Below are 23727 nucleotides of genomic sequence, written 5' to 3' on the forward strand. Positions count from 1 at the left end.
GGGTCACGCGGTCACCGTCTCGGTCGGGGCCTGCGGGATGCGGCGGCTCGCGATGTCGTCGAGCGCGGCCGTGGCCAGCAGCTCGTCGAACCGGGCGGCGCGGACACGGCCTGCGTTCTTGGTGGTCTGGTGGACGATCCAGCCGTAGGTGCCGGGGGCGTCCACGCTGAGGTTGTTGCGCTGCTTGAGGGCGCGCTTGTAGTCGTCGAGGCGCTTGATCGCGATGAGGGTGGCGAGTTCGCCGTCGTCGAAGCGGTCCAGCGTGCCGCGCAGGTACTTCACGACGCGCTGCTTGACGAAGAAGTCCTCGGTGAGGATGAGGTTCCGTACGGCCTCGGTGACCTTCGGGTCGTCCGGTCCTGTCGCGCCGGGCACCCGCTGGAGCGCGAGGTCCTGCGCGACACTGAGCACGGTGTACGAGGACAGCAGCGAGAACATGTCGTCGCTGCCCTGGTCGCCGAAGGCCGGGGCCCGGCCGCCGAGCACGGTACGCCGGTCGCGGTAGTCGACCTTGAACGCGCGGAGCTTGTCCGTCGCGATGGAGGTCGCCAGCTCGTCCAGGAGTTCGTTGCGGGTCGCCGCCGCCAGGATCTCGGTGGAGTCCTGGTAGAGGAGCAGCGCGCGGGGCATCCCGCAGTACATGTGCTGCCGTTCGGTGTCCCAGTCGTGCAGCAGGCGGGCGGCCAGCTCGGAGCCGGTGGCCTCGACGTGCCAGGCCAGCAGCAGCCGTACGGCCTCCTCGTGGAAGGCGCCGCGCGCGGTGTCGGTCACCGGGAACACCAGCAGCGAGTCGGCGCTCACCCGGTCGCGGAGGTCGCCGGAGGGATCGTACTGGTAGAGGAACCCGCCGCTCATCCCGTTGCCGAGGCCCTTGCCGAAGCCGCCGAGGTTGAGGACCGTACCGCCGGTCATGTACTCGCAGCCGAAGTCGCCGACACCCTCGACGACCGCCGTCGCACCGGAGTTGCGCACGGCGAACCGGTCACCGGCCTCGCCCTCCACGAACGTACGGCCGCCGGTCGCGCCGAACAGCGCGAAGTTGCCGATCAGCACATTGCCGCCGGGCTCGGCGCTGCCGCCGCCCGGGGCGCGTACGACGATCCGGCCGCCGCTCTGGCTCTTGCCGACGCCGTCGTTGGCGGTGCCGGTGTGTTCGAGGGTGATGCCGTCGTTGCAGAACACGCCGTACGACTGTCCGGCGGACCCGGTGGTACGGATGCGGACGGCGCCGTCGACGAGGCGGCGACGGCCTCGGTCGTCGGTCGTGATCGCGGGTCCATCCGCGTTAAGGCTGTGGTTGAGGAGCCGCTCGACGTCGATGGAGAGCTGGCCGCCGACCGACTTGTCGCTGTTGCCGAGGTGGATGCCCTCGACGAGCAGGGACGGCTCGCGCCGGTCGAGCAGCGCGGCCCGGACCTGCTCGATCAGGGCGTCGTCGGTGGTGAAGTCCTTCTCCAGGTACTCCGGGTCGGCCACGACCTTCTCGGGCACGTGTGCGAGCAGGCGGCGGACGTCGAGGCGTCCGACGCTCGCCGGGTGGTCGAGGAGCTGGAGCAGGTCCGTACGCCCTCGTGCCTCGCGCAGGGAGCGCAGGCCGAGCCGGGCGAGGATCTGGCGGACGTCGTGCGCGATGTTGAGGAGGTACTGGGCGAGTGCGCGCGGGTCGCCCTCGAACGCCTCGGAGTTGGTGGTGAGCCCGGCCGGGCACTTCACGTTGCAGTTCTTCGCCATGACACAGCCGAGCATCATCAGCGCGGTCGTACCGAACTCGAAGCTGTCGCCGCCGAGAAGGGCCGACGTGACGACGTCGCCGCCGGTCTGGTGCGCGCCGGAGCAGCGCAGGACGACCTTCTGGCGCAGCCCGTTGGCGACGAGCGCCTGGTGGACCTCGGCGACGCCGATCTCCGCCGAGCGTCCGGCGTACTTGAGGCTGGTGACGGCGGCGGCGCCCGTGCCGCCGGTGTTCCCGGCGACGTTGATGACGTCCGCGCCGGCCTTGGCGACACCGACGGCGATGGTTCCGATGCCCTCCGAGGAGACCAGCTTGACGATGACGCGGACGCGGGCGGCCTTGCAGTCGTGGATGAGCTGGGCGAGGTCCTCGATGGAGTACGTGTCGTGGTGCGGGGGCGGGGAGATCAGCTCGATGCCCGGGGTGCCGCCACGAGCCGCCGCGATATCGACCGTCACCTTCGGCGCAGGCAGCTGACCGCCCTCGCCGGGCTTGGCGCCCTGCCCGATCTTGATCTCCAGCTCCTGGAGCATCGGGTCGGCGAGATAGCCCGCCCAGATACCGAACCGGCCGGACGCGAACTGCTTGATCCGGGAGCCCCGGATGGTGCCGTACCGGGTGTGGTGCTCGCCGCCCTCGCCGCTGTTCGACATCGCGCCGACCATGTTCGTGCCGTGCGCGACGGCCTCGTGCGCGGTCGCCACGAGCGCGCCGTGGCTCATCGCGCCGGAGGCGAGGGAGCGGGTGATCTCGTGGGCGGGCTGGACCTCGTCGAGCGGGACGCTGTCGGGGGCGCCGTCGAGAAGGGTGAGCAGGTGGGCGGCGGTGCCGGTGGCCTCGACTTCGATTCCGTCGGCGCTCACGGCGAGGGTCGTGACCTCGCCCAGGTGTCCGAGCCCTGCGGCGAGGGCCGCGTGGCGCTCGGCGGCCTCGGGGCCCGGGGACGTGAGGCGCAGATGGACGGTGCCCCGCTCGGTGACGGAGGCGACCACACCCCGGACCGTGACGCTCGCGTTGCCGGTCGCCGAGAACCGGCCCAGCTCGCGCGCGAAGTCCTCGGGCGTACGGAGTCCGGTGAGGTCGGCGGGCAGCGCGAGCACGTCACGCAGCGCGGCCGGTCGGCGGGACCGCTCCTCGTGCGTGGTCCGAAGGAAGGCCCGGTAGCCGGGCGTGATCCGGAACGCGTCGATCTCGGCGTCGCTGAGGGCGTCGTACCCCGTGTTGCGGTACGCGGCGTCGGTGATGCCGAACGCGTCGTCGAGCTGGCCGAGGGTGAGGAGGCGCAGTGCCTCCGGGTCGCCCTCGCGGCCGAACTCCGGGCGCTCCTCGACCATGTCGCCGAAGCCGCGCACGGCCGTGACACCGAACGAGTGTCCGGCGCCGTCCGAGCGCTCCTTGAACAGGCCGAGCAGCGGAACCTGCCCCTCGGTCTCAACGGTCCGGGCCCGCTCGTGCCAGTCCGTCGCGGCCTGGGCGATCCGGGCGAAGCCGACACCGCCGACCGGGGCGTCCATGTGCGGGAAGGTCCGCGCGAAGACGTCGTCGCGGGTGTCGAGGTAGTTCGGCTCGAAGAACTCGCCGCCGATGTAGCTCTCGGCGGTGCACAGGCCGACCCGGCCCATGGTCTTGGCGAGGGACTTCTCGGCGGCCTTGCGGAACTTGGCGAGCGCCCGGTCGGTCTCGGTGATCTCACCGGCGGGGGCGGGCGCGCTCGGGAACTTCTCCTCGGCGCGCAGCCGTGCGCTGAGGCTGTAGACGGCGGAGGCGCCGAAGCCGAGCGCGGTCGCGACGTGATGGGAGGAGGCGAGCTGGCCGCTCTCCGCCACCATCGAGACGCGCAGCCGCAGCCCGGTCTCGATGAGCCGCTGGTTCACGGCCGCGACGGCGAGGATCACCGGGAGCGGCGCGCGGGTGGAGGAGACGGCCCGGTCGGTGAGGACGGCGATGCCGCCCCCGCCCGAGGCGAACCGCTCGACGTCGTCGCAGAGCTGCTGGAGCGCGTCCCGGAGGGCGTCGGCGTTGGCCGTCTCGTCCCCGGTCACCGGCTCGTAGAGCATGGGGAACCGCTCCAGCGGCACGATCCGCTGGTCGCGCAGCCGGACCATGTCGAGATGCCCGAGGACGGGCGAGGAGACGACCAGCTGCCGCTCGCTGGTGTTGCCGGTGCCGTCGGGCTTGGGGCCGAGGGCGACCCGCATGCTCATGCCGTCGGCCTCGCGGATGCTGTCCAGCGGCGGGTTGGTGACCTGGGCGAAGCGCTGCGAGAAGTACTTCGCCATGCCGCCCTCGGTGTCGCTGAGCGCGTTGATGGCGTTGCCGTAGCCCATCGCGGAGATCCGCTCGGACCCGGTGTTGAGCATCGGGTCGAGCATGAACCGGAAGCTCTCCTGGTTCAGCGCGTACGCCACGTACCGGCCCGCGAGGCTCAGGTCGCCGTCGTAGCCGAGGGTCGTCGTGCCCCGGTAGTAGTCGGGGGCGGGCAGGTCGTCGAGGTTCACGCGGGCCGCGTCGAGCAGTTCGCTGTACGGGCGGCGCGCGGCGAGCGAGTCGAGCACCTCGCGGGTGCGCATCCGGCGGCCGGTGCGGTGGTCGACGACGAGCATGCCGCCGGCCTCGATACGGCCCCGGTGCACGACCTCGTCGTCGGGGAACGCGACCTGTCCGGCCTCGGAGGCCACCATCAGGTACTCGGCGGTCTCGACCGTACGCAGGGGACGGAGCCCGAGCCGGTCAAGCCGCGCACCGACGACGTCCCCGTCGCTGAAGATGAGGGCGGCGGGGCCGTCGTTCTTCTCCTCGTACAGGGAGAAGTACTCCAGCATGTCCCGCACACCGTCGGGCAGGGTGCGGTCGTTCTCCCAGGCCGGCGGCATGAGCGACACGACGGCCTCGACGAGGTCCAGCCCGTCGTCGAAGACCCGGCTCTGGAGGGTCTGGTCGAGCCTGCTGGAGTCGGACTGCCCCGGCGGGCGCACGATGCTGCGGGTGCGGGCGCGCGCGAGGGCCTCGTCGGAGAGCCGGTTCTTCCTGTCCGTGTTCAGCTCGCCGTTGTGCGCCATGAGCCGGAACGGCTGGGCCATGGTCGGGTGCGGTTCGGTGTTCGTGGAGAACCGCGTGTGGAAGTACAGCGACCGCACGGAGTGCCGGGGGTCGAGGAGGTCGCAGAAGTAGGGGATGACCTCGCCGGAGTTGAGCCGCCCCTTGAGCACCTGCGTGCGCGCGCTGAGCGACAGCGCGTACAGCCCGGCGTACCGGTCCTGGTCGTCGGCGTAGGCGACGGCTTCGACGGCGAGCAGGGCGCGGTTGGCGGCGGTGTCGACGTCGGCGCGCCGCCACTCGTCCGGGGCCCGGAACACCCACTGCACGACGGGGAGTTGGTACTGCTCGGCGGCGGGCCGGGCGACGCTGTGATCGACGGGAACGTCCCGGACCAGCACGACCTCGAAGCCCTGCTCGGCGATGCACCGGCCGACAAGGTCGACCGCGGCGTCGCGCCGTGCGGCATCGGTCGGCACGAAGCAGTTGGCGACGCCGAAGTGCCCGGCGCGCAGGGTCTGGCCGGTGATCGCGCCGAAGAACTCCGCCGACAGGTCGATGCTCACGCCCGCGCCGTCACCGACGCCCTCGGCGGACGCGCCGCCGCGGTGCGGGATCGCACGGAGCGCTTCGTCACCCTTACGGATGACGTCGTGGCTCGGTGTCCCGTCGAGGCGGGTGATGAAGCCGACGCCGCAGTCACTGTGGTCGCGGGCAGGGTCGTACAGACCGAAGGCGGGCTGATTCAAGTGCGGGTCCTATGAGCGGGTTCCGGCTGCGGGTACCTTCCAGGCCCTGAAGGCACTGGGGCAGGACGGCCAGGCTGCGTCGGTGAAGCGCTCGCCGCGGGCCGGCCGGGGTGACGGCCGAGTCCCTGAATGATGCAAGTAGGAACGGTAAGGGTTACCTAACTTCCATCGCAAGGGCGTGTCCAGCACATATTGCCCTGCCGCACCGTATCTCACCCGCCGCTCCAGCCCTATCTCGCAGCTCACACCTGATAGCGTAACTAGCACGTGCAAGTTCAGGTGACCACCGGTCCGTGCCGAACTCCCCGCACCCCATGGAGCCCACATGATCCGTACGTCCTTCAACGACGGCTGGCAGGCCCGCCCCAAGGTCAACCCCTTCGCCGAGCTGTCCGGGACGAAGGTCCCCTTCCGCCCGGTCACGCTGCCGCACGACGCGATGATCGAGCGGGAGCGTGCGGCCCCGGGCGGCGAGGTCACGATGGAGGGCGGCGCGGGCGCCTACTTCCCGGGCGGTGTGTACGAGTACCGCAAGACCTTCGCCGTGCCCGAGGAAGACCGGGGCAAGCGGATCTTCGTGGAGTTCGAGGGCGTCTACCGGGATGCCACGGTGTTCATCAACGGGGACTACGCCGGACAACGCCCGTTCGGATACTCGCACTTCCGCATCGACGCCGATCGTTTCCTGCGCTTCGGCGAGGACAACGAGATCCGCGTGGAGGCCCGCGCCCACCGTGACTCGCGCTGGTACACCGGCGCGGGCATCTACCGCGACACCTGGCTCCTGGTCGGCGAGCCGGTCCGGATCGCGCCCGACGGGCTCCGGGTCACCACCCCGGACATCGACGCGCGGCGGGCGGTGGTGGAGGTCGCGACGCGGGTCGACAACGACTCGATCGCGATCCGTACGGTGGATGTCGCAACGGAGATCCGCGACGCCGACGGGAACACCGTCGCGACCGACATCTCGAAGATCACGGTGCTGCCGGGCGAGCCCGCGACCGTACGCCAACGCCTGTACGTCAGCAGCCCGTCGCTGTGGAGCCCGGACACACCCACTCTCTACACCACCACAGTGACCCTGAAGGACCTGGACACCGAGACCGTCACCTTCGGCATCCGCTCCCTCCAGCTCGACCCCGAGCACGGCCTGCGGATCAACGGCGGGCCGGTCGAGCTGCGCGGCGCCTGCGTCCACCACGACAACGGCGTCCTGGGCGCCGCCACCTTCGCCCGCGCAGAGCAACGCCGGGTCCGGCTCCTCAAGGACGCCGGGTTCAACGCGATCCGCATGTCCCACAACCCCATGAGCAAACCGATGCTGGACGCCTGCGACCGCCTCGGCATGCTGGTGGTGGACGAGGCCTTCGACGTCTGGACGTCCGGCAAGAGCGAGTTCGACTACAGCCTGAGCTTCCCCGAGTGGTGGGAACGCGACATCGAGGCGATGGTCGCCAAAGACATCAACCACCCCAGCGTGATCATGTACTCGATCGGCAACGAGATCCCCGAGACCGGATCGGCGGCCGGCGCCGCCTGGGGCCGTCGACTCGCCGAGAAGGTCCGCTCCCTCGACAGCACCCGTTACGTCACCAACGCGGTGAACGGCATGTTGGCCGTCATGTCCGAACTGGGCAAGCTGCGCGCGCAGTCACAGCAGAGGGCAGAACAGGAGGCCGGCGCGGGTGAGGGTGAGGGTGAGGACAAGGGCATCAACACCCTGATGGCCGACGCGGGCGACATGATGAACGCGATCAGCGCCTCGGGCCTGGTCACCGAGAAGACGGCCGAGTCCTTCGCCGTGCTCGACGTCGCCGGCATGAACTACGCAGAGGCCCGCTACACCCTCGACAAGGACCTCTTCCCGAACCGGATCATCCTCGGCACCGAAACCTTCCCCACCCGCATCGACGGCAACTGGCGCCTGGTGAAGCAACACGGCCACGTCATAGGCGACTTCACCTGGACCGGCTGGGACTACCTCGGCGAGGTCGGCATCGGCCGCCCCCAGTACCTCACCCCCGACGCACCCCGCCCCGCCCACACCGCGCCCTACCCCTACCTCGTCGCGGGCTGCGGCGACCTCGACATCACCGGCCACCGCCGCCCCGCCTCCTACTACCGCGAGATCGTCTTCGGCCTGCGCACCCAGCCCTACATCGCGGTACGACGCCCCGAACACCACGGCAAGACCTGGGCGGGCACCCCCTGGGCGTGGAGCGACAGCATCGCCTCCTGGACCTGGCCCGGCTCCGAGGGCAAGCCGGTCGCCGTAGAGGTCTACGGCGCAGCAGACGAGGTCGAACTCCTGGTCAACGGACGCTCGTCGGGACGCCACCCGGTGGGCGAGGACCACCGCTTCCGCACCGAGTTCGACACGACGTACGAACCCGGCGAACTCCTGGCGATCGCCTACCGCGACGGCACCGAGACCGGCCGCCACACCCTGCGCTCGGCGACCGGCCCGCTGGAGCTGCGCGCGGCAGCCGACCGCCCGGTCATCGCCACGAAGGGCGGCGACCTCGCGTACGTCACCCTCACCCTGACCGCCCCGGACGGCACCCTCCACACGGCGGCCGACCGCCCCGTACGCCTCGAAGTCACGGGCGCGGGCGTCCTGTTGGGCTTCGGCAGCGCCGACCCGGCCTCCGAGGAACGCTTCGACGCACCCGAACGCCGCACCTACGAGGGCCGCGCACTCGCCGTCCTCCGCCCGACCGGCCCCGGCAAGATCCACCTGACGGCCTCGGCACCGGAGTGCGCCCCGGTCGACGTGATCGTCACCGTGGAGTAGACCTGCCTCGGGATTACTCTCGCCGCGACTGATGAGCGAGAAGAATGAAGAGAAGAAGAGAAGAAGAGCGGGGAGGCACTGTGAGTGCGACGGGGCGCAAGCGGGTCACGGCGGCGGATGTGGCCCGGTCCCTGGGCCTCTCGCGGGCGACCGTGGGGTTCGTCCTGAACGACACCCCGGGGCAGACGATCCCGGAGGGCACGCGTCGGCGGGTGTTCTCCGAGGCGGCGCGCATGGGCTACCGCCCGCACCGGGCCGCACAGACGCTGCGGCGCGGAAGCAGCAAGGTGATCCTGTTCGTCCTGCCGGACTGGGCGGCCGGTCTCCCCATGCAGCAGCACCTCGACGAGGCCGCGCTCGCGCTGGACGAGGCGGGGTATTCCCTGGTCACCTGCCCCCGCTACGCCGCCGGCCGGGCACGCCCCCTGTGGGAACTGCTCACTCCGGACGTCGTCGTCGGCTTCAACCCCTTCGACGCCGACGAACTGGCCTCGATGCGCACCGCCGGCATCACCAGCGTCATCCCCGCCCCCGAACACCCGACGACGCTGGACGACTGGCCCGCACTCGCCGCGGGTACCGCCCTACAGATCGACCACCTGCACGAACAGGGCCACCGCCGGATCGCCTTCGCCACCCCCGCCGACCCCCACACGTCCCTACTCGACCACCGCGTGCGCAAGGCCCAACAGGCCGCAGCCCGCCTCGGCCTCGCCCCCCTCGACGTCCGCCCGGTGGACCACCGCGACACCTCCGCCCACGAGGCGGTCCACCACTGGCACACCCAGGGCATCACAGCCGTGGCCGCCTACAACGACGACAGCGCGGCGACCGTGGTGAGCGCGGCGATCCGGGCAGGCATGTCCGTCCCCACCGACCTGGCGGTGATCGGCCACGACGACACGCCCCTGGCCGCCCTGTTCGTCCCCTCGATCTCCAGCGTACGAATCGACATCGTCGGCCTCAGCCGCCACTTCGCCGCCCTCGCCCTCCACGAGGCCGACGGCCGCCCGCTTCCCCCTCGGGACGCGGCGTCCGGCACGGTGGTGATCGCCAGGGAGTCGACGGGGGGCGGCGCCGACACGCCGCGCTGAGCAGGCCTTCACCGTCCCTGACTGCACTACGGCGGGTCAGGAACCCTTGGCCACCGGCTCCCCCGGCGCCGAGGCACGGGCGGGCAGCGCCGGCAGCTCAGAAGCCGTCGGCGCCCGCCCCAGCGGAGTACGGGACCGCGTCCGTCCTCGTCACACAACCCGTCCTCACGCCTCTCGGGCCCGGTGACACCCCCCACGCCATTCTTTCGACAGGGGAGAACCGTCATACCGGGCCCGGAGGGCAGCAGTCCCCTTGCGGAACCGTGAAGAGGACGACAGGGACAGGGCGGAAGCAGGTGCTCCCTCCTCCTACCTCTTAGGACACCTTGACGCGGTCTGGCGTATGTGTTCCGTTCCGGGTGGCCCGGCACTGGCGGACCACGGCGAAGACCACCACGGCCAGGGCCACCAAGGTGGACAGGACGACCTGGTCGCGACCCCCGCCGTCGGCCGTGTCGGTGAGCATGTAGCCCAGGACGAAGGTGATGAGGGCGATGGTGGCCCAGGTCAGGTAGGGGTAGAGCCACATCCGGACGACCAGTTTCTCCGGCGACTCCCGCTCGATGATCTTGCGCATCCGCAGCTGGGAGAAGCAGATCACCAGCCAGACGAACAGGGCGATCGCGCCGGAGGAGTTGAGCAGGAACTGGAAGACGGTGTCCGGCCACAGGTAGTTGAAGGCGACCGCGACGAAGCCGAAGACCACCGAGGCCAGGATGGCCGAGCGCGGGACGCCACGGTCCGTGGTCCGGCCGAACTCGGCCGGGGCGTCGCTGCGGCGGCCGAGGGAGAAGGCCATGCGGGAGGCCGTGTACAGGCCGGAGTTGAGACAGGACAGCACCGAGGTCAGCACGATGGTGTTCATGATCTGACCGGCGTGCGGGATGCCGACGGAGCTGAGGGCGGCGACGTACGAGCCGTCCTTGAGGATGGCCGGGTCGTCCCAGCGCAGCAGCGAGACCACGATCAGGATCGAGCCCAGGTAGAACACCGCGATCCGCCAGATCACGCTGTTGGTGGCCTTGGTGACGGCGGCCCGCGGGTTCGCGGTCTCGCCGGCCGCCAGGGTGACGATCTCGCTGCCCATGAAGGAGAAGACCACCATCAGGACGCCGGTGAGGATCGCTCCGGGCCCGTTGGGCAGGAAGCCGCCATGTGCGGTGAGGTTGGAGAAGCCGGACGCCGGGTGGTCCGAGCCGGGCAGCAGGCCGAAGATGGCGAGACCGCCGACCACGATGAACGCGGCGATCGCGACGACCTTGATGCCGGCGAACCAGAACTCGAACTCACCGTAGGAGCTGACCGAGACCAGGTTGGTGGCGGTGAGGACGATCATGACGATCAGGGCCCAGCCCCACTGGGGAACCGCTGGTATCCAGCCGGCAAGGATCTTGGCTCCGGCGGTCGCCTCGACGGCGAGCACCACGACCCAGAAGAACCAGTACAGCCAGCCGATGGTGAAGCCGGCCCAGCGGCCGAGCGCGCGGTCGGCGTAGGCGGAGAACGAGCCGGAGGTGGGGTTGGCCGCGGCCATCTCGCCGAGCATGCGCATCACGAGGACGACCAGGACGCCGACGAGGGCGTAGGAGATCAGGATGCCGGGGCCGGCGGCGGCGATACCGGAGCCGGAGCCGACGAACAAGCCGGCGCCGATGACACCTCCGATCGCGATCATCGACAGATGGCGGCTCTTCAGTCCGGCCTGCAGACCGGACTCGGGCTCTGTGGGAGGGCTTTTGGGGACGGTTGTGGTCATCTCGACATCCATGGAGGGAGTGCGGACCAGGGCCCCTGGAAATTAGTTCAGTACGATCTAAAAGAACAAGACTTGTTTAACTGTTCACCTTGCTCTATTTTTTCGTGCAGCGCGCACGGCGTCTTCCGTCCCCCATGGCCGCCACCGTGTCGCCCCTGTGCCGTCCCCGTGTTCCGGTCCCCTGGGGAGCCCCCATGCACCACACCGAGGCATGGTCACGAGAACCCTCCGTACGGAGGCCGTCGCCGTGGGCCCTGCCCGCGCTCGACAGGCCGTTAGGGTGGCGTCGTGGTGAATGCAGCGGGCAAGTTCGGTCCCTACAACCAGCCGGTGCCCGCGCGGTCCGCGCCGGTCGGCGGGGCATGGGACACCCGCGTCCTGGCCGGTCGGGGGCCCACGGGAGCGGAGCTGGTCCGGTCCAGGATCGCCCTGCGGGTGCGTCTGAGGTCCGTGGCGCCAGGAGACCGGTTGCCGGACGCGGGCGTCCTCGCCGAGGAGCTGGGGATCAGTGAGATCACCGTGCGCCGCGCACTGGAGGCCATGTGCCAGGACGGCCTGCTCGACCGCCGTCGGGGCCGGGCGGGCGGCACCTTCGTCGCCGCCGACTGGGACACGGTCGTCGCCGTACTGCACGACGCCGACGAGGCCGCCGGGCTGGACTCCTTCCATCTGCTGCTCGAATGCGGGCTCGTGGCGCACAGCACGGGCGAGATACCGGACGGACAGCTCGACGGACTGCGGGCGCTGGTCGAGGAGATGGACCGGGTCGAGGATCCGGTCCGGCTGCTGGAGCTGGAGACCCGCTTCCACCTCGGCCTCGCGGAGGCCCTCGGCGGCGCCGGAATCCGTGAGTTCGCGGCCGATCTGCTCGGCCGGCAGTGCCTGCTGGGACCCGTGCCTGACCCCTCGGTCGTACGGGCCCGCAACCGCTGCCATGCCGATCTGCTCGACGAACTCACCCGCGGCGCGATGGACCCGGCGGTACACGCGGTGAAGGCACACAGGCACGCCGGCCTGCACTGATCTCCTCCCTTCCCTCCCGTCTCTCCCTTCCCCGTGCCGCCACCCCGCAGAAGGAGCTGTCGCCATGCCGGACCCCGGAGCTGTCGACCCGTCGTCGACGTCGGGCCCCGTCGCCGGCGCGCCCCAGCGGCTGCGCGGCGGCGTCCTCGGCATGGCCGACATCGCCGCCGCCACCATGGCCAACGTCGGCCCGGCGATGAGCTTCTTCTTCGGCTTCGCCTTCCTCACCACCACCGCGGGGGTCGCGTCCCCGCTGACCATCGTGGCGGCGGGGGTAGCGGTCGCGCTGCTCGGCAACACGCTGGCCGAGTTCTCCCGGGCACACCCCTCGGCGGGCAGCTTCACCACCTTCGTCGGCAAGACTTTCGGGCCGGTCAGCGCGGTGACCACGGCCCTGCTGGCCGGACTCGGCTACATCATCGCGATGGCCTCGGTGATCGCGATCTCCGGCGGCTTCGTGCAGATCACCTTGTACCACTACACGGGCGTCGACCTGCCGTGGATCATCTGGACTCTGCTGCTGACCGGGCTTTCGGTGGTTCTGATGCTGCGCGGGATCGTGGTCTCCACCAAGTGGGCCGGCTACTTCTTCGGCGTCGAGATGCTGGTGCTCGTCGTGGTGTCCGTCGCGACGATCGTCGAGCACCGCGGTGACCTCTCCGCCACCCCGTTCCAGCCCGACCACCTCACCCACGGACTCAAAGGGCTGGCGGCCGGTTTCCCCCTCGCGGTGTACCTGTTCATCGGCTGGGAGAACTCGGCGGCACTCGCGGAGGAGACGGAGAACCCACGGCGCAACGTCGGCCGCGCCGTGTTCTCCTCCGTCTCGATCATGACCGTGAGCTACATCCTCTTCTCCTACGCCACGGTGACCGGCTTCGGCTACGACGTGGAGCGGCTCGGCGCCTCCCGGATCCCCTTCATCGACGTCGCCCACCACACGCTCGGCGCGCTGGCGCTCCTTGCCTATGTAGGCGGCCTGACTTCCACCCTGGGCGTACTGATCGCGGGCATCAACTCCCAGGCCCGCCTGGTGTTCAACGCCGGACGTGAGGGGCTGCTGCCGTCCTTCTTCGGCTACGTCCACCCCACCCGTCGTACGCCGAACAACGCGATCGTCACCTTCGCCGCCACCGCGCTGCTGATCATCGGAGGCTGGGGTCTGGGCCATCTGCTCGGGTCCGACGGCGGTTCGATGAACCCCGTGGTCTTCTTCACGGAGTCCTCGAGCCTGGGCACCATCCTGATCCTGCTGGTCTACCTCGCGTCCAACATCGCCCTGCCGCTGTACTACCGCAGATACCGTCCTCAGGAGTTCCGGCCCGTCCGGCACCTCGTGCTGCCCGCGATCGGTGCCCTCGCCATCCTGGTTCCGCTCTACTACCTCGCCAAGCCCGGCCAGCCCGCCCCGTACAGCTGGTTCCCGTATGCGGCCCTGGCCACCCTGGTCGCGGCCGTCGGCTACGCGACCCTCCTGGTCCGCCGTGACCCCGGCCTGGCCGAACGGGTGGGCTCGGTCGTCGCCGACGCGGAGTGAACCGGGGGCGCCGTCCACTGTCAGGCCGAACTCAGGTCAGGAGCCCTTGCCCACCGGCTCAAGGATGGCAACGCACTCCACATGATGAGTCATCGGAAACAGATCAAAAGCCCGCAACGTCCGCACCCGATACCCCCCGTCCCGGAAATACCCCAGGTCCCGAGCCAACGCAGCCGGATCGCAAGCCACATAAGCGATCTTCCGCGCCCCCAACCGCACCAACTGCTCAACCGTCTTCTTCCCGGCCCCCGCCCGAGGCGGATCCAGGACGATCAGATCAACCTCGGTGATCCCCGTACGCGGCAACACCGCCTCGACCTTGCCCTGTTCGATGCGGACGCGGTCGAACGAGGCAAGGTTGTGACGCGCGTCCTCGACCGCCCGCTTGCCCGACTCGATGCCGAGAACCGCGCCCTTCTCGCCGACCCGGTCGGCCAACGCACCCGCGAACAGGCCGACGCCGCAGTACAGATCGAGGGCCATGTCGCCCTTGCGCGGGAGCAGGCCCTGCATGACCGCCTTCATCAGGGTGTCCGCCGCCATCGGGTGGACCTGCCAGAAGCCGCCGCTGCCGACCCGGTAGGTACGGCCGTCGGCGCGCTCACGCACGAACGCGCGGCCGTGGACGCGGTGGATACCGCCGTCGTGCTCCTCGACGCGCATCACGGAGACGGGCTTGTTCAACTCGACCAAAGGCAACCGAGCACCCGGCCTCGGCTCCAGGATGACCATGCGGTCCTGGGACCCCGTCGCGGCGATCGCGTCGACGGACTCCATCCCCGACCAGTCGCGCTCCTCGATGCCCAGCTCGCTGACGCCCGGCGCCGCGATCATGCAGTGCTCGATCGGCTCGACCTCGTGCGAACGGTGGCGCCGCAGCCCGGCGTTGCCGTCCGCGTCGACCGCGTACTGCACCCTCGTACGCCACTGAGGGACCTCACCCGGCGGCAGCTTGTCGCCCTCGGCCGGCATCACCGTGCCGTCCCAGCCGGCCTCCTCCGGGGTCAGCCCTGCGAGCCGCTTCAGCTGCTCGGCGACGACCTCGCCCTTCAGACGGCGCTGTGCGCCCGGCTTGGCGTGCTGCCAGTCGCAGCCGCCGCAGCGGCCGGGGCCGGCGTAGGGGCAGGGGGCCTCGACGCGGTCCTTGGACGCCGTGAGCACCTCCACCGCGTCCGCGCGCAGGAACCGCGCCCCCTCCTCGCCCTCCGTCACCCGCGCCACGACCCGCTCGCCGGGCAGCGTGTGCCGGACGAAGAGGACCTGCCCCTCCTCCGTACGCGCGATGCAGTGGCCGCCGTGGGCGACGGGACCGACCTCGACCTCGTACTCCAGCCCCACCAGCGATTTCTTCGGTTCTGCCTGCATGGTGGGGTGACTCCGTAAGAGAGAAAGAGAGAACGGCCGGACAACAGCCCACCAGTCTACGTGGACCCCGCCCGACCGCTCACCACAAGCCCGCAGGGGACCCGTCGGCTCAGCCCTTCGCGCTCGGCTCCTTCGGCCGTTCCTCGGCCGGGCCGCGCCGGACCGATCCGGGCGCGTTCCAGTCCTGCCGCTTGCGGGCGCGGTTCTTGGCCGCCTCGGACGACTGCAACTGGTAGGGCACCGACGTCACCATGACACCCGGGGTGAACAGCAGGCGCCCCTTGAGGCGGAGCGCGCTCTGGTTGTGCAGCAGGTGCTCGTACCAGTGGCCGACCACGTACTCCGGGATGATCACGGACACAGCGTCGCGCGGCGAATCCCGGCGCAGCCCCTTCACGTACTCGATCACCGGCCGGGTGATCTCCCGGTAGGGCGAGTCGAGCACCTTCAGCGGGACGGTGATCCCCCGCCGCTCCCACTCCTCCCGCAGCGCCTTCGTCTCCTCCGGGTCGACGTTGACGCTGAGCGCCTCCAGCGTGTCGGAGCGCATCAGTTTCGCGTACGCGAGCGCGCGCAGCGTGGGCCGGTGGATCTTCGAGATCAGCACGACGGAGTGCACCCGCGACGGCCGTACGCTGTCGTCGCTCGGGCCCTCCGGGGCCGCGATCTCCGCGGAGACCCGGTCGTAGTGCTTACGGATCGCGGTCATCACCGCGTAGAAGATCACCATGCCGAGCAGCGCCACCCAGGCACCGTGCGTGAACTTCGTTCCGAGTACGACGACCAGCACAAGGCCGGTGAAGAAGGCGCCGAAGGTGTTGATGGCGCGGGAGCGGACCATGTGCCGGCGCTTCGCCTGGTCCTTCTCGGTGGCCAGGTGGCGGTTCCAGTGCCGGACCATGCCGGTCTGGCTGAGCGTGAACGACACGAACACACCGACGATGTAGAGCTGGATGAGGCGGGTCGAGTCGGCCCCGTAGATCCACACCAGCAGGACGGCGGCGCCGGCGAGCAGCACGATGCCGTTGGAGAAGGCGAGCCGGTCGCCGCGGGTGTGCAGCTGGCGCGGGAGGTAGCGGTCCTGGGCGAGGATCGAGCCGAGCAGCGGGAAGCCGTTGTACGCGGTGTTGGCGGCCAGGAACAGCACCAGCGCGGTGGCCGCGGCGAGCAGAATGAAGAAGAAGCTGCCGTCGCCGAACACCGCCTCGGCGACCTGGGAGATCACCGGGTTCTGGACGTAGTCGGCGCCCAGTTCGACGCCCTTGTTCAGCAGGTCGTGGGCGGGGTTCTCGGCCATCCGCACCTTGGTGGCCATGGCGAGCCCGATGATCCCGCAGAACATGGTGACGGCGAGGAGGCCCATCGCCGCAAGCGTGGTCGCCGCGTTCTTCGACTTCGGCTTGCGGAAGGCCGGCACGCCGTTGGAGATGGCCTCGACGCCGGTGAGCGCGGCACAGCCGGAGGAGAAGGCGCGCAGGAGCAGGAACACGAGGGCGAATCCGGCGAGGCCCTGGTGTTCGGCCTTGATCTCGTAGCCGGCCGTCGGCGCGCGCATGGTCTCGTCCAGCACCAGCCCGCGGAAGGCGCCCCACGCGATCATGATGAAGACGCCCGCGACGAACACGTACGTCGGAATCGCGAAGAGCTTCCCGGACTCCTTGACGCCCCGCAGGTTCATCAGCGTGAGCAGCACGATGACGGCGACCGCGCAGAGCACCTTGTGCTCGACGACGAAGGGGACGGCGGAGCCGAGGTTCTCGATGCCGGAGGAGATCGACACGGCGACGGTGAGCACGTAGTCGACGAGCAGCGCGCTGGCGACCGTGAGGCCGGCCTTGGGGCCGAGGTTGGTGTTCGCCACCTCGTAGTCGCCGCCGCCGCTCGGGTACGCGTGCACGTTCTGCCGGTAGGAGGCGACCACGGTGAACATCAGTACGACGACAGCGACCGCGATCCACGGGCTGAAGTGGTACGCCGACACGCCCGCGATCGACAGGACCAGCAGCACTTCCCCGGGAGCGTAGGCCACGGAGGAGAGCGGGTCGGAGGCGAAGACGGGGAGAGCGATGCGCTTCGGCAGGAGCGTTTCGCCGAGCCGATCACTGCGCAGTGCGCGCCCGATCAGGATCCGTTTGGGCACGTCGGTCAGTTTGGACACGGACAGGATCGTAAGCTCCCCGCCTTGTTCTGGGCACATCCGGGTGAAATCCCGCCGGTCCGCCGAGTGAAATCCCGACATCCGAGACAGGCAAATACCCCTGGGACCACGTCTTCATGGCTATATGACGAAAACACAGCGCACCTTATGCACCATTCACCCCCATACCCCCTAGCCCCCTCCACGCCTTCCGGGAGCCCCCATGCCCCATCTCGCCGCGGAGCTGATCGGCGCCGGCGCCGCACTCGTCGTTCTCGCCCTGCTCACCCTGGCCAGTGTCCGCAGCATCAGCCGCAGGTAGGGGGGTGCCCTCCAGCCACCGTGCGTGTGTAGCTTGGGCGGGGGTCTGAGACCCTGTTCAAGCCAAGTCGACAACGGCGGGCCTTGACATCGGATCGGAAGGACGGTCGTGCACATCGTCATCATGGGCTGCGGCAGAGTGGGTTCCGCTCTCGCCCAGACCCTGGAGCAACAGGGGCACACGGTCGCCGTGATCGATCAGGACCCCACCGCCTTCCGACGACTGGGCTCCGGGTTCGGTGGCCGGCGCGTCACCGGGGTCGGCTTCGACCAGGACACCCTGCGCGAAGCGGGCATCGAGGAGGCGGGCGCGTTCGCCGCCGTCTCCAGCGGTGACAACTCGAACATCATCGCCGCCCGGGTGGCGCGCGAGATGTTCGGCATCGAGAACGTCGCGGCCCGTATCTACGACCCCCGCCGAGCCGAGGTCTACCAGCGCCTCGGCATCCCGACCGTCGCCACCGTCCGCTGGACGGCCGACCAGATGCTGCGCAGGCTGCTGCCGTCCGGTGCGGAGCCGCTCTGGCGCGATCCCACCGGCGGCGTCCAGCTCGCCGAGGTACACGCGTCGTCGGCCTGGGTGGGCCACAAGATCAGCAAGCTACAGGACGAGACCGGCGTGCGCGTTGCCTTCCTCACCCGCCTGGGCGAGGCGGTCCTGCCCTCCTCGCAGACGGTGCTACAGGAGGGCGACCTGGTGCACGTGATGATGCGTACGGACGACGTCGAGAAGGTCGAGGCGTCCTTCGCCGAAGGCCCCGAAGAGGAGGCCGGTCACTGATGAGGGTCGCCATTGCCGGTGCCGGCGCCGTCGGCCGCTCGATCGCGGGCGAGCTGCTGGAGAACGGCCACGAGATCCTGCTGATCGACAAGGCCCCGACGGCCATCTCGGTCGAACGGGTCCCCCAGGCGGAGTGGCTGCTGGCCGACGCCTGCGAGATCACCTCGCTGGACGAGGCCGCGCTGCAACGCTGCAACGTGGTGATCGCCGCGACGGGAGACGACAAGGTGAACCTCGTCGTCTCCCTGCTGGCGAAGACGGAGTACGGCGTCCCACGCGTCGTCGCCCGCGTCAACAACCCCAAGAACGAGTGGCTGTTCAACGAGGCCTGGGGCGTCGACGTGGCGGTCTCCACCCCCCGCCTGATGTCGGCCCTGGTCGAGGAGGCGGTGAGCGTGGGCGACCTGGTCCGCCTCCTCCGCTTCAGCCACGGCGACGCGAACCTGGTCGAGCTGACCCTCCCCCCGGAGTCGGCCCTGGCCGGCACCCAGGTCGGCGACGTGGAGTGGCCGGAGGACACGTCCCTGGTGACGATCATCCGCGGCACCCGAGTCCTGACCCCGTCCCGCGAGGACTCCCTGGAAGCGGGAGACGAACTCCTGTTCGTAGCCGCCCAGGCAAGGGAGGAACAGCTGGAGGACCTGTTGTCGGTCCGAAAGGACTGACGGGGTTTTTCAGCTCGTGCGGCGTTTCAGGACGAGCGCGTCGTATTTCAGCCTGTCCGGCGTTTGAGGACGAAGGGGGGTCTGGGGGCGCAGCCCCCAGAAGGATGGGACGGGTAGGGGCGGCGGGGGCGAGAAAACCCAACGCCGACCCCCGCACCCCTTACTCAGAAGAAGCCGCGGCCTTCCGCCGCTCCTCCTCCGCCCGCTCCTCCGCCTCCATCTCCGCGAACACATCGATAGGCGCGGGCGCCTTCGCCAGGAACACCCACGTGAGCCACACGGCCAACAGGAACGGCGGAATCTTCAACGCCACCAGCACCCACCCGAGCGACGCCGTGTCCGCCCACCAGTACAGCGGGAACAGAATCGCGCACTTGGCGAGCAGAATGAGCCCCCAGGCCCAACTGGCCTTCGCATAGGCCTTCTTGCGCCCAGGATTACGCGTACGCCAGGAGAGGTTCTCCTTGAACACCGGCCCGAGGATCAGCCCGAGCAGCGGAACACCGGCCAGCGTCGTGATGATGTACGCCAGCGACAGCCCCAGCGTGTAGAGCATGCCGGGCAGATAGAAGTCCTTCGCATTGCCCGTCATCATCGCGAAGACGACACCGAAGGCGACCCCGAACACCCCGCTGAAGGCGTGCTTGACGGTGTCCTTCATGACGAGGCGCACCACGACCATCAGCACCGAGACACCGAGGGCCGCGATGGCCGACGCGTGCAGGTCCTTCTTGATCGTGTAGATCGTGACGAAGAGCAGCCCCGGCAGGACCGTCTCGATCATGCCCCGCAGACCGCCGAACGCCTCGAAGAGCGCGGCCTCGGTCACCGCCCTGGAATCGTGCTGGGCGTCTTCGGTCGGCTTGTCGAGCGACGTCACCGGCTACTCCCGTCCGAGGGGTCTCAGTTCGTATTTCGGATTGAACAGCACACGGCGGCCCCGGCTCATCGAGATCCGGCCCGACGCGATCAGCTTGCGTCCCGGCTCTATCCCGACGATGGAGCGTCTGCCGAGCCACACCACGTCCAGCGCGGCCGAGCCGTCGAACAGCTCGGCCTCCAGGGCCGGAACCCCCGCCCTCGGCCGTAGCGTGACCGTGCGCAAGGTACCAGTAACCGTCACTATCTGTCGGTCGTGGCAGTCACCGATACGCGTACAGCCCGCGGTCTCGGTGTCCTCGCGCAGCTCCTCGGACTCCAGGTCCTCCTGCGACGAGGAGAGCCGGTCGAGCATGCGCCGAAACCGGCCCGTCGGCTTCTCGGAACGAGGAACAGCACTCATACCTGAAGCGTACCGGCGCCCACTGACACCGACGTACCCCCGTGACCTACCGCTCGAACCGGTACCCCATCCCGGGCTCCGTGATGAAGTGCTTCGGATGCGAGGGATCCGTCTCCAGCTTGCGCCGCAGCTGCGCCATGTACACGCGCAGATAGTTGGTCTCCGTCCCGTAGGACGGCCCCCACACCTCCTGGAGCAGCTGTTTCTGGCTGACCAGCCGGCCCGTGTTGCGCACGAGCACCTCCAGCAGGTGCCACTCCGTGGGGGTCAGCCGTACGTCGCGCCCGCCGCGGTGGACCTTCTTCGCGGCCAGGTCGACGGTGAACTCGGCGGTCTCCACCATGACGTCGTCCTCTGTGCTCCCGGTGGGCTCGGCCCGGCGGACGGCGGCCCGCAGCCGGGCCAGCAGTTCGTCCATGCCGAAGGGCTTGGTGACGTAGTCGTCGGCGCCCGCGTCGAGCGCCTCGACCTTCTCGTCGGACGTGTGCCGGGCCGACAGCACGAGGATGGGCACCCGGGTCCAGCCCCGGAGCCCCTTGATCACCTCGACGCCGTCCATGTCGGGCAGCCCGAGGTCGAGCACGACCACGTCGGGATGGCGGGCGGCGGCCAGTTCGAGGGCGGTGGCACCGTCGGGGGCCGCGTCGACCTCGTACTTGCGTGCCTTGAGGTTGATCACGAGCGCGCGCACGATCTGCGGCTCGTCGTCGACCACCAGCACCCGGGTCATGAAACCTGCCTCTCCGCCTGCACTTCTGTTCCCACTGCCACGGTCCCCGTCACTCCATCACGCCTCAGGGACTCGACCCCCGCGCCTGCGTCCGTCCCCGCCGCCCGCACCGTGAGCACCATGCTCAGCCCGCCCCCAGGCGTGTCCTCGGCCTGGAGCGTGCCGCCCATCGCCTCGGCGAACCCCCGGGCCACCGCCAGGCCCAGTCCGACCCCGGCCCCGCGCGGAGCGTCACCGTACCGCTGGAAGGGCTCGAAGATGCGGTCCTTCGCGTCGTCCGGCACGCCCGGCCCGCGGTCCACCACCCGCACCTCCACCCGGTCGGCGATGGCACTGGCGGCCACCAGCACCGTCTCCCCGTCCGGGCTGTACTTGACGGCGTTCTCGACCAGGTTGGCCACCGACCGCTCCAGCAGCCCGGGATCGACGGCGACCATCGGCAGCGTCTCGGGAATGTCCAGCTCGACACTGTCCTCGGGTACGCCCCCCAGCGCCATCGGCACCACCTCGTCGAGGTCGATCTCCCTGATCAGCGGGGTGACGGTGCCGGTCTGGAGCCGTGACATGTCCAGCAGGTTGCCCACGAGGTGGTCGAGCCGGTCGGCGCCGTCCTCGATGCCGGCCAGCAGTTCGGCCCGGTCCTCCTCGGACCACTCCACGTCGTCCGACCGCAACGACGTGACCGCGGCCTTGATCCCGGCCAGCGGCGTACGGAGGTCATGGCTGACGGCGGCGAGCAGCGCCGTGCGGATCCGGTTGCCCTCGGCGAGGGTACGGGCCTGGTCGGCCTGGGACTGGAGGCGCCGGCGGTCGAGGACCACGGCGGCCTGGGCGGCGAACGCGGCCAGCACGCGCCGGTCGGCGGCGGGCAGTACCCGGCCGGACAGCGCGAGCGCCATGTGGTCGCCGACCGGCATGTCCACGTCCGCGTCCTCCGGCCGCTCCACGGCCTTCCGGGTGCCGACGCTGCCCGCGCAGGTCCAGGGATCGACGTCGCCCGCCCGCTCCAGCAGCGCCACGGACTCCATCCCGAAGGTCTCCCGGACCCGTTCGAGAAGCGCCTCCAGGCTGATCTCGCCGCGCAGGACGCTTCCCGCGAGGAAGGAGAGGATCTCCGACTCGGCCCGCAGCCGGGCCGCCTGATGCGTACGCCGGGCGGCCAGGTCCACCACCGACGCCACGGCCACGGCGACCCCGAAGAAGATCACGAGGGCGACGATGTTCTTCGGGTCGGCGATGGTCAGCCGGTGGTACGGCGGCGTGTAGTAGTAGTTCAGCAGCATGGAGCCGAAGGCCGCCGAGGCGAGCGCCGGGTAGAGGCCGCCGAGCAGGGCCGCCGCCACCGTGAGCGCCAGGAACAGCAGCATGTCGTTGGCGAGGCCGAGGTCGACGGCGTTCAGCAGCAGCGCGAGGCCCAGCGGACCGGCCACGCCGACCAGCCAGCCCCAGATGATCCGCGCCCGCCCGAGCCGGGCCCCCCGGGCCACGGGCAGCCCGCGTCCCTTGCCGGCCTCGTCATGGGTGATCAGGTGGACGTCGAGGTCGGGCCCCGACTCCCGGGCCACGGTCGCGCCGACGCCGGGCCCGAAGACGTACTGCCAGGCCTTGCGCCGGGAGACGCCCAGCACGATCTGGGTGGCGTTCACACCCCGCGCGAAGTCCAGCAGCGCCACCGGGACGTCGTCCCCGACCACATGGTGAAAGGTTCCGCCAAGATCCTCGACCAGGGTCCGCTGGACGGTCAGTTCCTTCGGGGAGGCGTTGGTCAGACCGTCGCTGCGGGCGATGTAGACGGCCATGACCTCGCCGCCTGCGCCCTTCTCGGCGAGCCGGGCGGCCCGTCGGATCAACGTACGGCCCTCGGGTCCGCCGGTCAGTCCGACCACGATCCGTTCCCGCGAACCCCAGATCCTGGAGACCTGGTGCTCACTGCGGTACTCGGTCAGGTACTCGTCGACCCGGTCGGCCACCCACAGCAGCGCCAGCTCCCGCAGCGCGGTCAGGTTCCCCGGCCGGAAGTAGTTGGACAGAGCCGCGTCGACCTTGTCGGACTTGTAGATGTTTCCGTGGGCCATCCGCCGGCGCAGCGCCTGCGGGGACATGTCGACCAGCTCGATCTGATCCGCACGCCGGACCACTTCGTCGGGAACGGTCTCCTGTTGACGTACACCAGTGATCGACTCAACCACATCACCCAACGACTCAAGATGTTGAATGTTGACAGTCGATATCACGTCGATACCGGCGGCCAGCAGCTCCTCGACGTCCTGCCAGCGCTTGGTGTTGCGCGAGCCCGGGATATTGGTGTGCGGCAGTTCGTCCACCAGGGCGACCTGCGGCCGGCGGGCGAGTACGGCGTCCACGTCCATCTCGGTGAACACGGATCCGCGGTAGTCCAGGTCCTTTCGCGGGATCTGCTCCAGCCCGTGGAGCATCACCTCCGTACGCGGCCGGCTGTGGTGCTCCACGAAGGCCACCACACAGTCCGTTCCCCGCTCGACACGGCGGTGCGCCTCGGAGAGCATCGCGTACGTCTTGCCGACGCCCGGTGCCGCACCGAGATAGATCCGAAGCTTGCCGCGTCCCATGGCCTCATTGTCTTCCCGCGCCCGCTGTGTACGCAGCGTCGACCTTACGTCGACCAAAGCCGACAAAAGGGACGAGAGTCAGGCCGAAGCACGCCTTTGACGCAACCCTGACGCACCCACGAACGAGCCGCGCCCCT

The 23727-nt window shown here is 69.8% G+C and carries 14 protein-coding genes; 6 read left to right on the top strand and 8 right to left on the bottom strand.

Annotation, left to right across the window (positions count from 1 at the left end; genetic code table 11):
* Positions 1–3: 3 nt before the first annotated feature.
* Positions 4–5517 carry a glutamate synthase-related protein gene (locus OG787_RS10510; RefSeq protein ID WP_405535022.1) on the bottom strand — a complete coding sequence of 1838 codons (5514 nt, stop codon included), beginning with the start codon at positions 5515–5517 and terminating at the stop codon, positions 4–6.
* 325 nt (positions 5518–5842) lie between these two features.
* On the opposite strand from OG787_RS10510, the gene OG787_RS10515 reads away from it, so the two are divergent.
* Both OG787_RS10515 and OG787_RS10520 read left to right on the top strand, forming a co-directional pair.
* Positions 5843–8311 (top strand): glycoside hydrolase family 2 TIM barrel-domain containing protein, encoded by a 2469-nt coding sequence (locus OG787_RS10515; protein WP_405535023.1) that lies wholly within the window; start codon positions 5843–5845, stop codon positions 8309–8311.
* Between the two features lie 80 nt (positions 8312–8391).
* Positions 8392–9405 carry a LacI family DNA-binding transcriptional regulator gene (locus OG787_RS10520; RefSeq protein WP_405535024.1) on the top strand — a complete coding sequence of 338 codons (1014 nt, stop codon included), beginning with the start codon at positions 8392–8394 and terminating at the stop codon, positions 9403–9405.
* A gap of 316 nt (positions 9406–9721) precedes the next feature.
* On the opposite strand, the gene OG787_RS10525 is transcribed toward OG787_RS10520, so the two are convergent.
* Entirely contained in the window at positions 9722–11161 is a 1440-nt protein-coding gene (locus OG787_RS10525) for an amino acid permease (protein ID WP_369029378.1), read from the bottom strand.
* Between the two features lie 288 nt (positions 11162–11449).
* Between OG787_RS10525 and OG787_RS10530 the strand changes: the two genes are divergently transcribed.
* Together OG787_RS10530 and OG787_RS10535 are read left to right on the top strand one after the other, a co-directional pair.
* The gene (locus OG787_RS10530; RefSeq protein WP_369029377.1) at positions 11450–12184 is read left to right on the top strand and encodes a FadR/GntR family transcriptional regulator; all 735 of its coding nucleotides are present in this window, start codon (positions 11450–11452) and stop codon (positions 12182–12184) included.
* 64 nt (positions 12185–12248) lie between these two features.
* Positions 12249–13721, top strand: a complete 1473-nt coding sequence (locus OG787_RS10535; RefSeq protein ID WP_369029376.1) for an APC family permease — start codon at positions 12249–12251, stop codon at positions 13719–13721.
* A gap of 36 nt (positions 13722–13757) precedes the next feature.
* Here OG787_RS10535 and OG787_RS10540 read toward each other — a convergent pair whose 3' ends face one another.
* Positions 13758–15086 (bottom strand): class I SAM-dependent RNA methyltransferase, encoded by a 1329-nt coding sequence (locus tag OG787_RS10540; RefSeq protein WP_405535025.1) that lies wholly within the window; start codon positions 15084–15086, stop codon positions 13758–13760.
* Positions 15087–15195: 109 nt separating this feature from the next.
* Complete coding sequence (locus OG787_RS10545; RefSeq protein WP_369029374.1) at positions 15196–17244, bottom strand: APC family permease; 2049 nt, start codon at positions 17242–17244, stop codon at positions 15196–15198.
* Between the two features lie 409 nt (positions 17245–17653).
* Between OG787_RS10545 and OG787_RS10550 the strand changes: the two genes are divergently transcribed.
* Together OG787_RS10550 and OG787_RS10555 are read left to right on the top strand one after the other, a co-directional pair.
* On the top strand, positions 17654–18325 hold the full coding sequence (locus OG787_RS10550) for a TrkA family potassium uptake protein (protein WP_235474347.1): 672 nt from the start codon (positions 17654–17656) through the stop codon (positions 18323–18325).
* Complete coding sequence (locus tag OG787_RS10555) at positions 18325–18990, top strand: TrkA family potassium uptake protein (protein WP_235474348.1); 666 nt, start codon at positions 18325–18327, stop codon at positions 18988–18990. Before OG787_RS10550 ends, OG787_RS10555 begins: the two co-directional genes overlap by 1 nt.
* A gap of 160 nt (positions 18991–19150) precedes the next feature.
* On the opposite strand, the gene OG787_RS10560 is transcribed toward OG787_RS10555, so the two are convergent.
* From OG787_RS10560 to OG787_RS10575, 4 genes are read right to left on the bottom strand one after another with little or no spacing between them, the layout of a single operon-like run.
* Positions 19151–19870 (bottom strand): DUF3159 domain-containing protein, encoded by a 720-nt coding sequence (locus tag OG787_RS10560; protein ID WP_369029373.1) that lies wholly within the window; start codon positions 19868–19870, stop codon positions 19151–19153.
* A gap of 3 nt (positions 19871–19873) precedes the next feature.
* Positions 19874–20272 (bottom strand): OB-fold nucleic acid binding domain-containing protein, encoded by a 399-nt coding sequence (locus OG787_RS10565; protein ID WP_369029372.1) that lies wholly within the window; start codon positions 20270–20272, stop codon positions 19874–19876.
* A 46-nt stretch (positions 20273–20318) separates the two neighbouring features.
* Positions 20319–21002: a response regulator gene (locus OG787_RS10570; protein WP_369029371.1), complete on the bottom strand. Its 684-nt coding sequence runs from the start codon at positions 21000–21002 to the stop codon at positions 20319–20321.
* Positions 20999–23590 (bottom strand): ATP-binding protein, encoded by a 2592-nt coding sequence (locus OG787_RS10575; RefSeq protein ID WP_405535026.1) that lies wholly within the window; start codon positions 23588–23590, stop codon positions 20999–21001. Before OG787_RS10575 ends, OG787_RS10570 begins: the two co-directional genes overlap by 4 nt.
* Positions 23591–23727: the final 137 nt, after the last annotated feature.

It is taken from the genome of Streptomyces sp. NBC_00075, from assembly GCF_045041225.1.
Classification (GTDB): domain Bacteria; phylum Actinomycetota; class Actinomycetes; order Streptomycetales; family Streptomycetaceae; genus Streptomyces; species Streptomyces adonidis.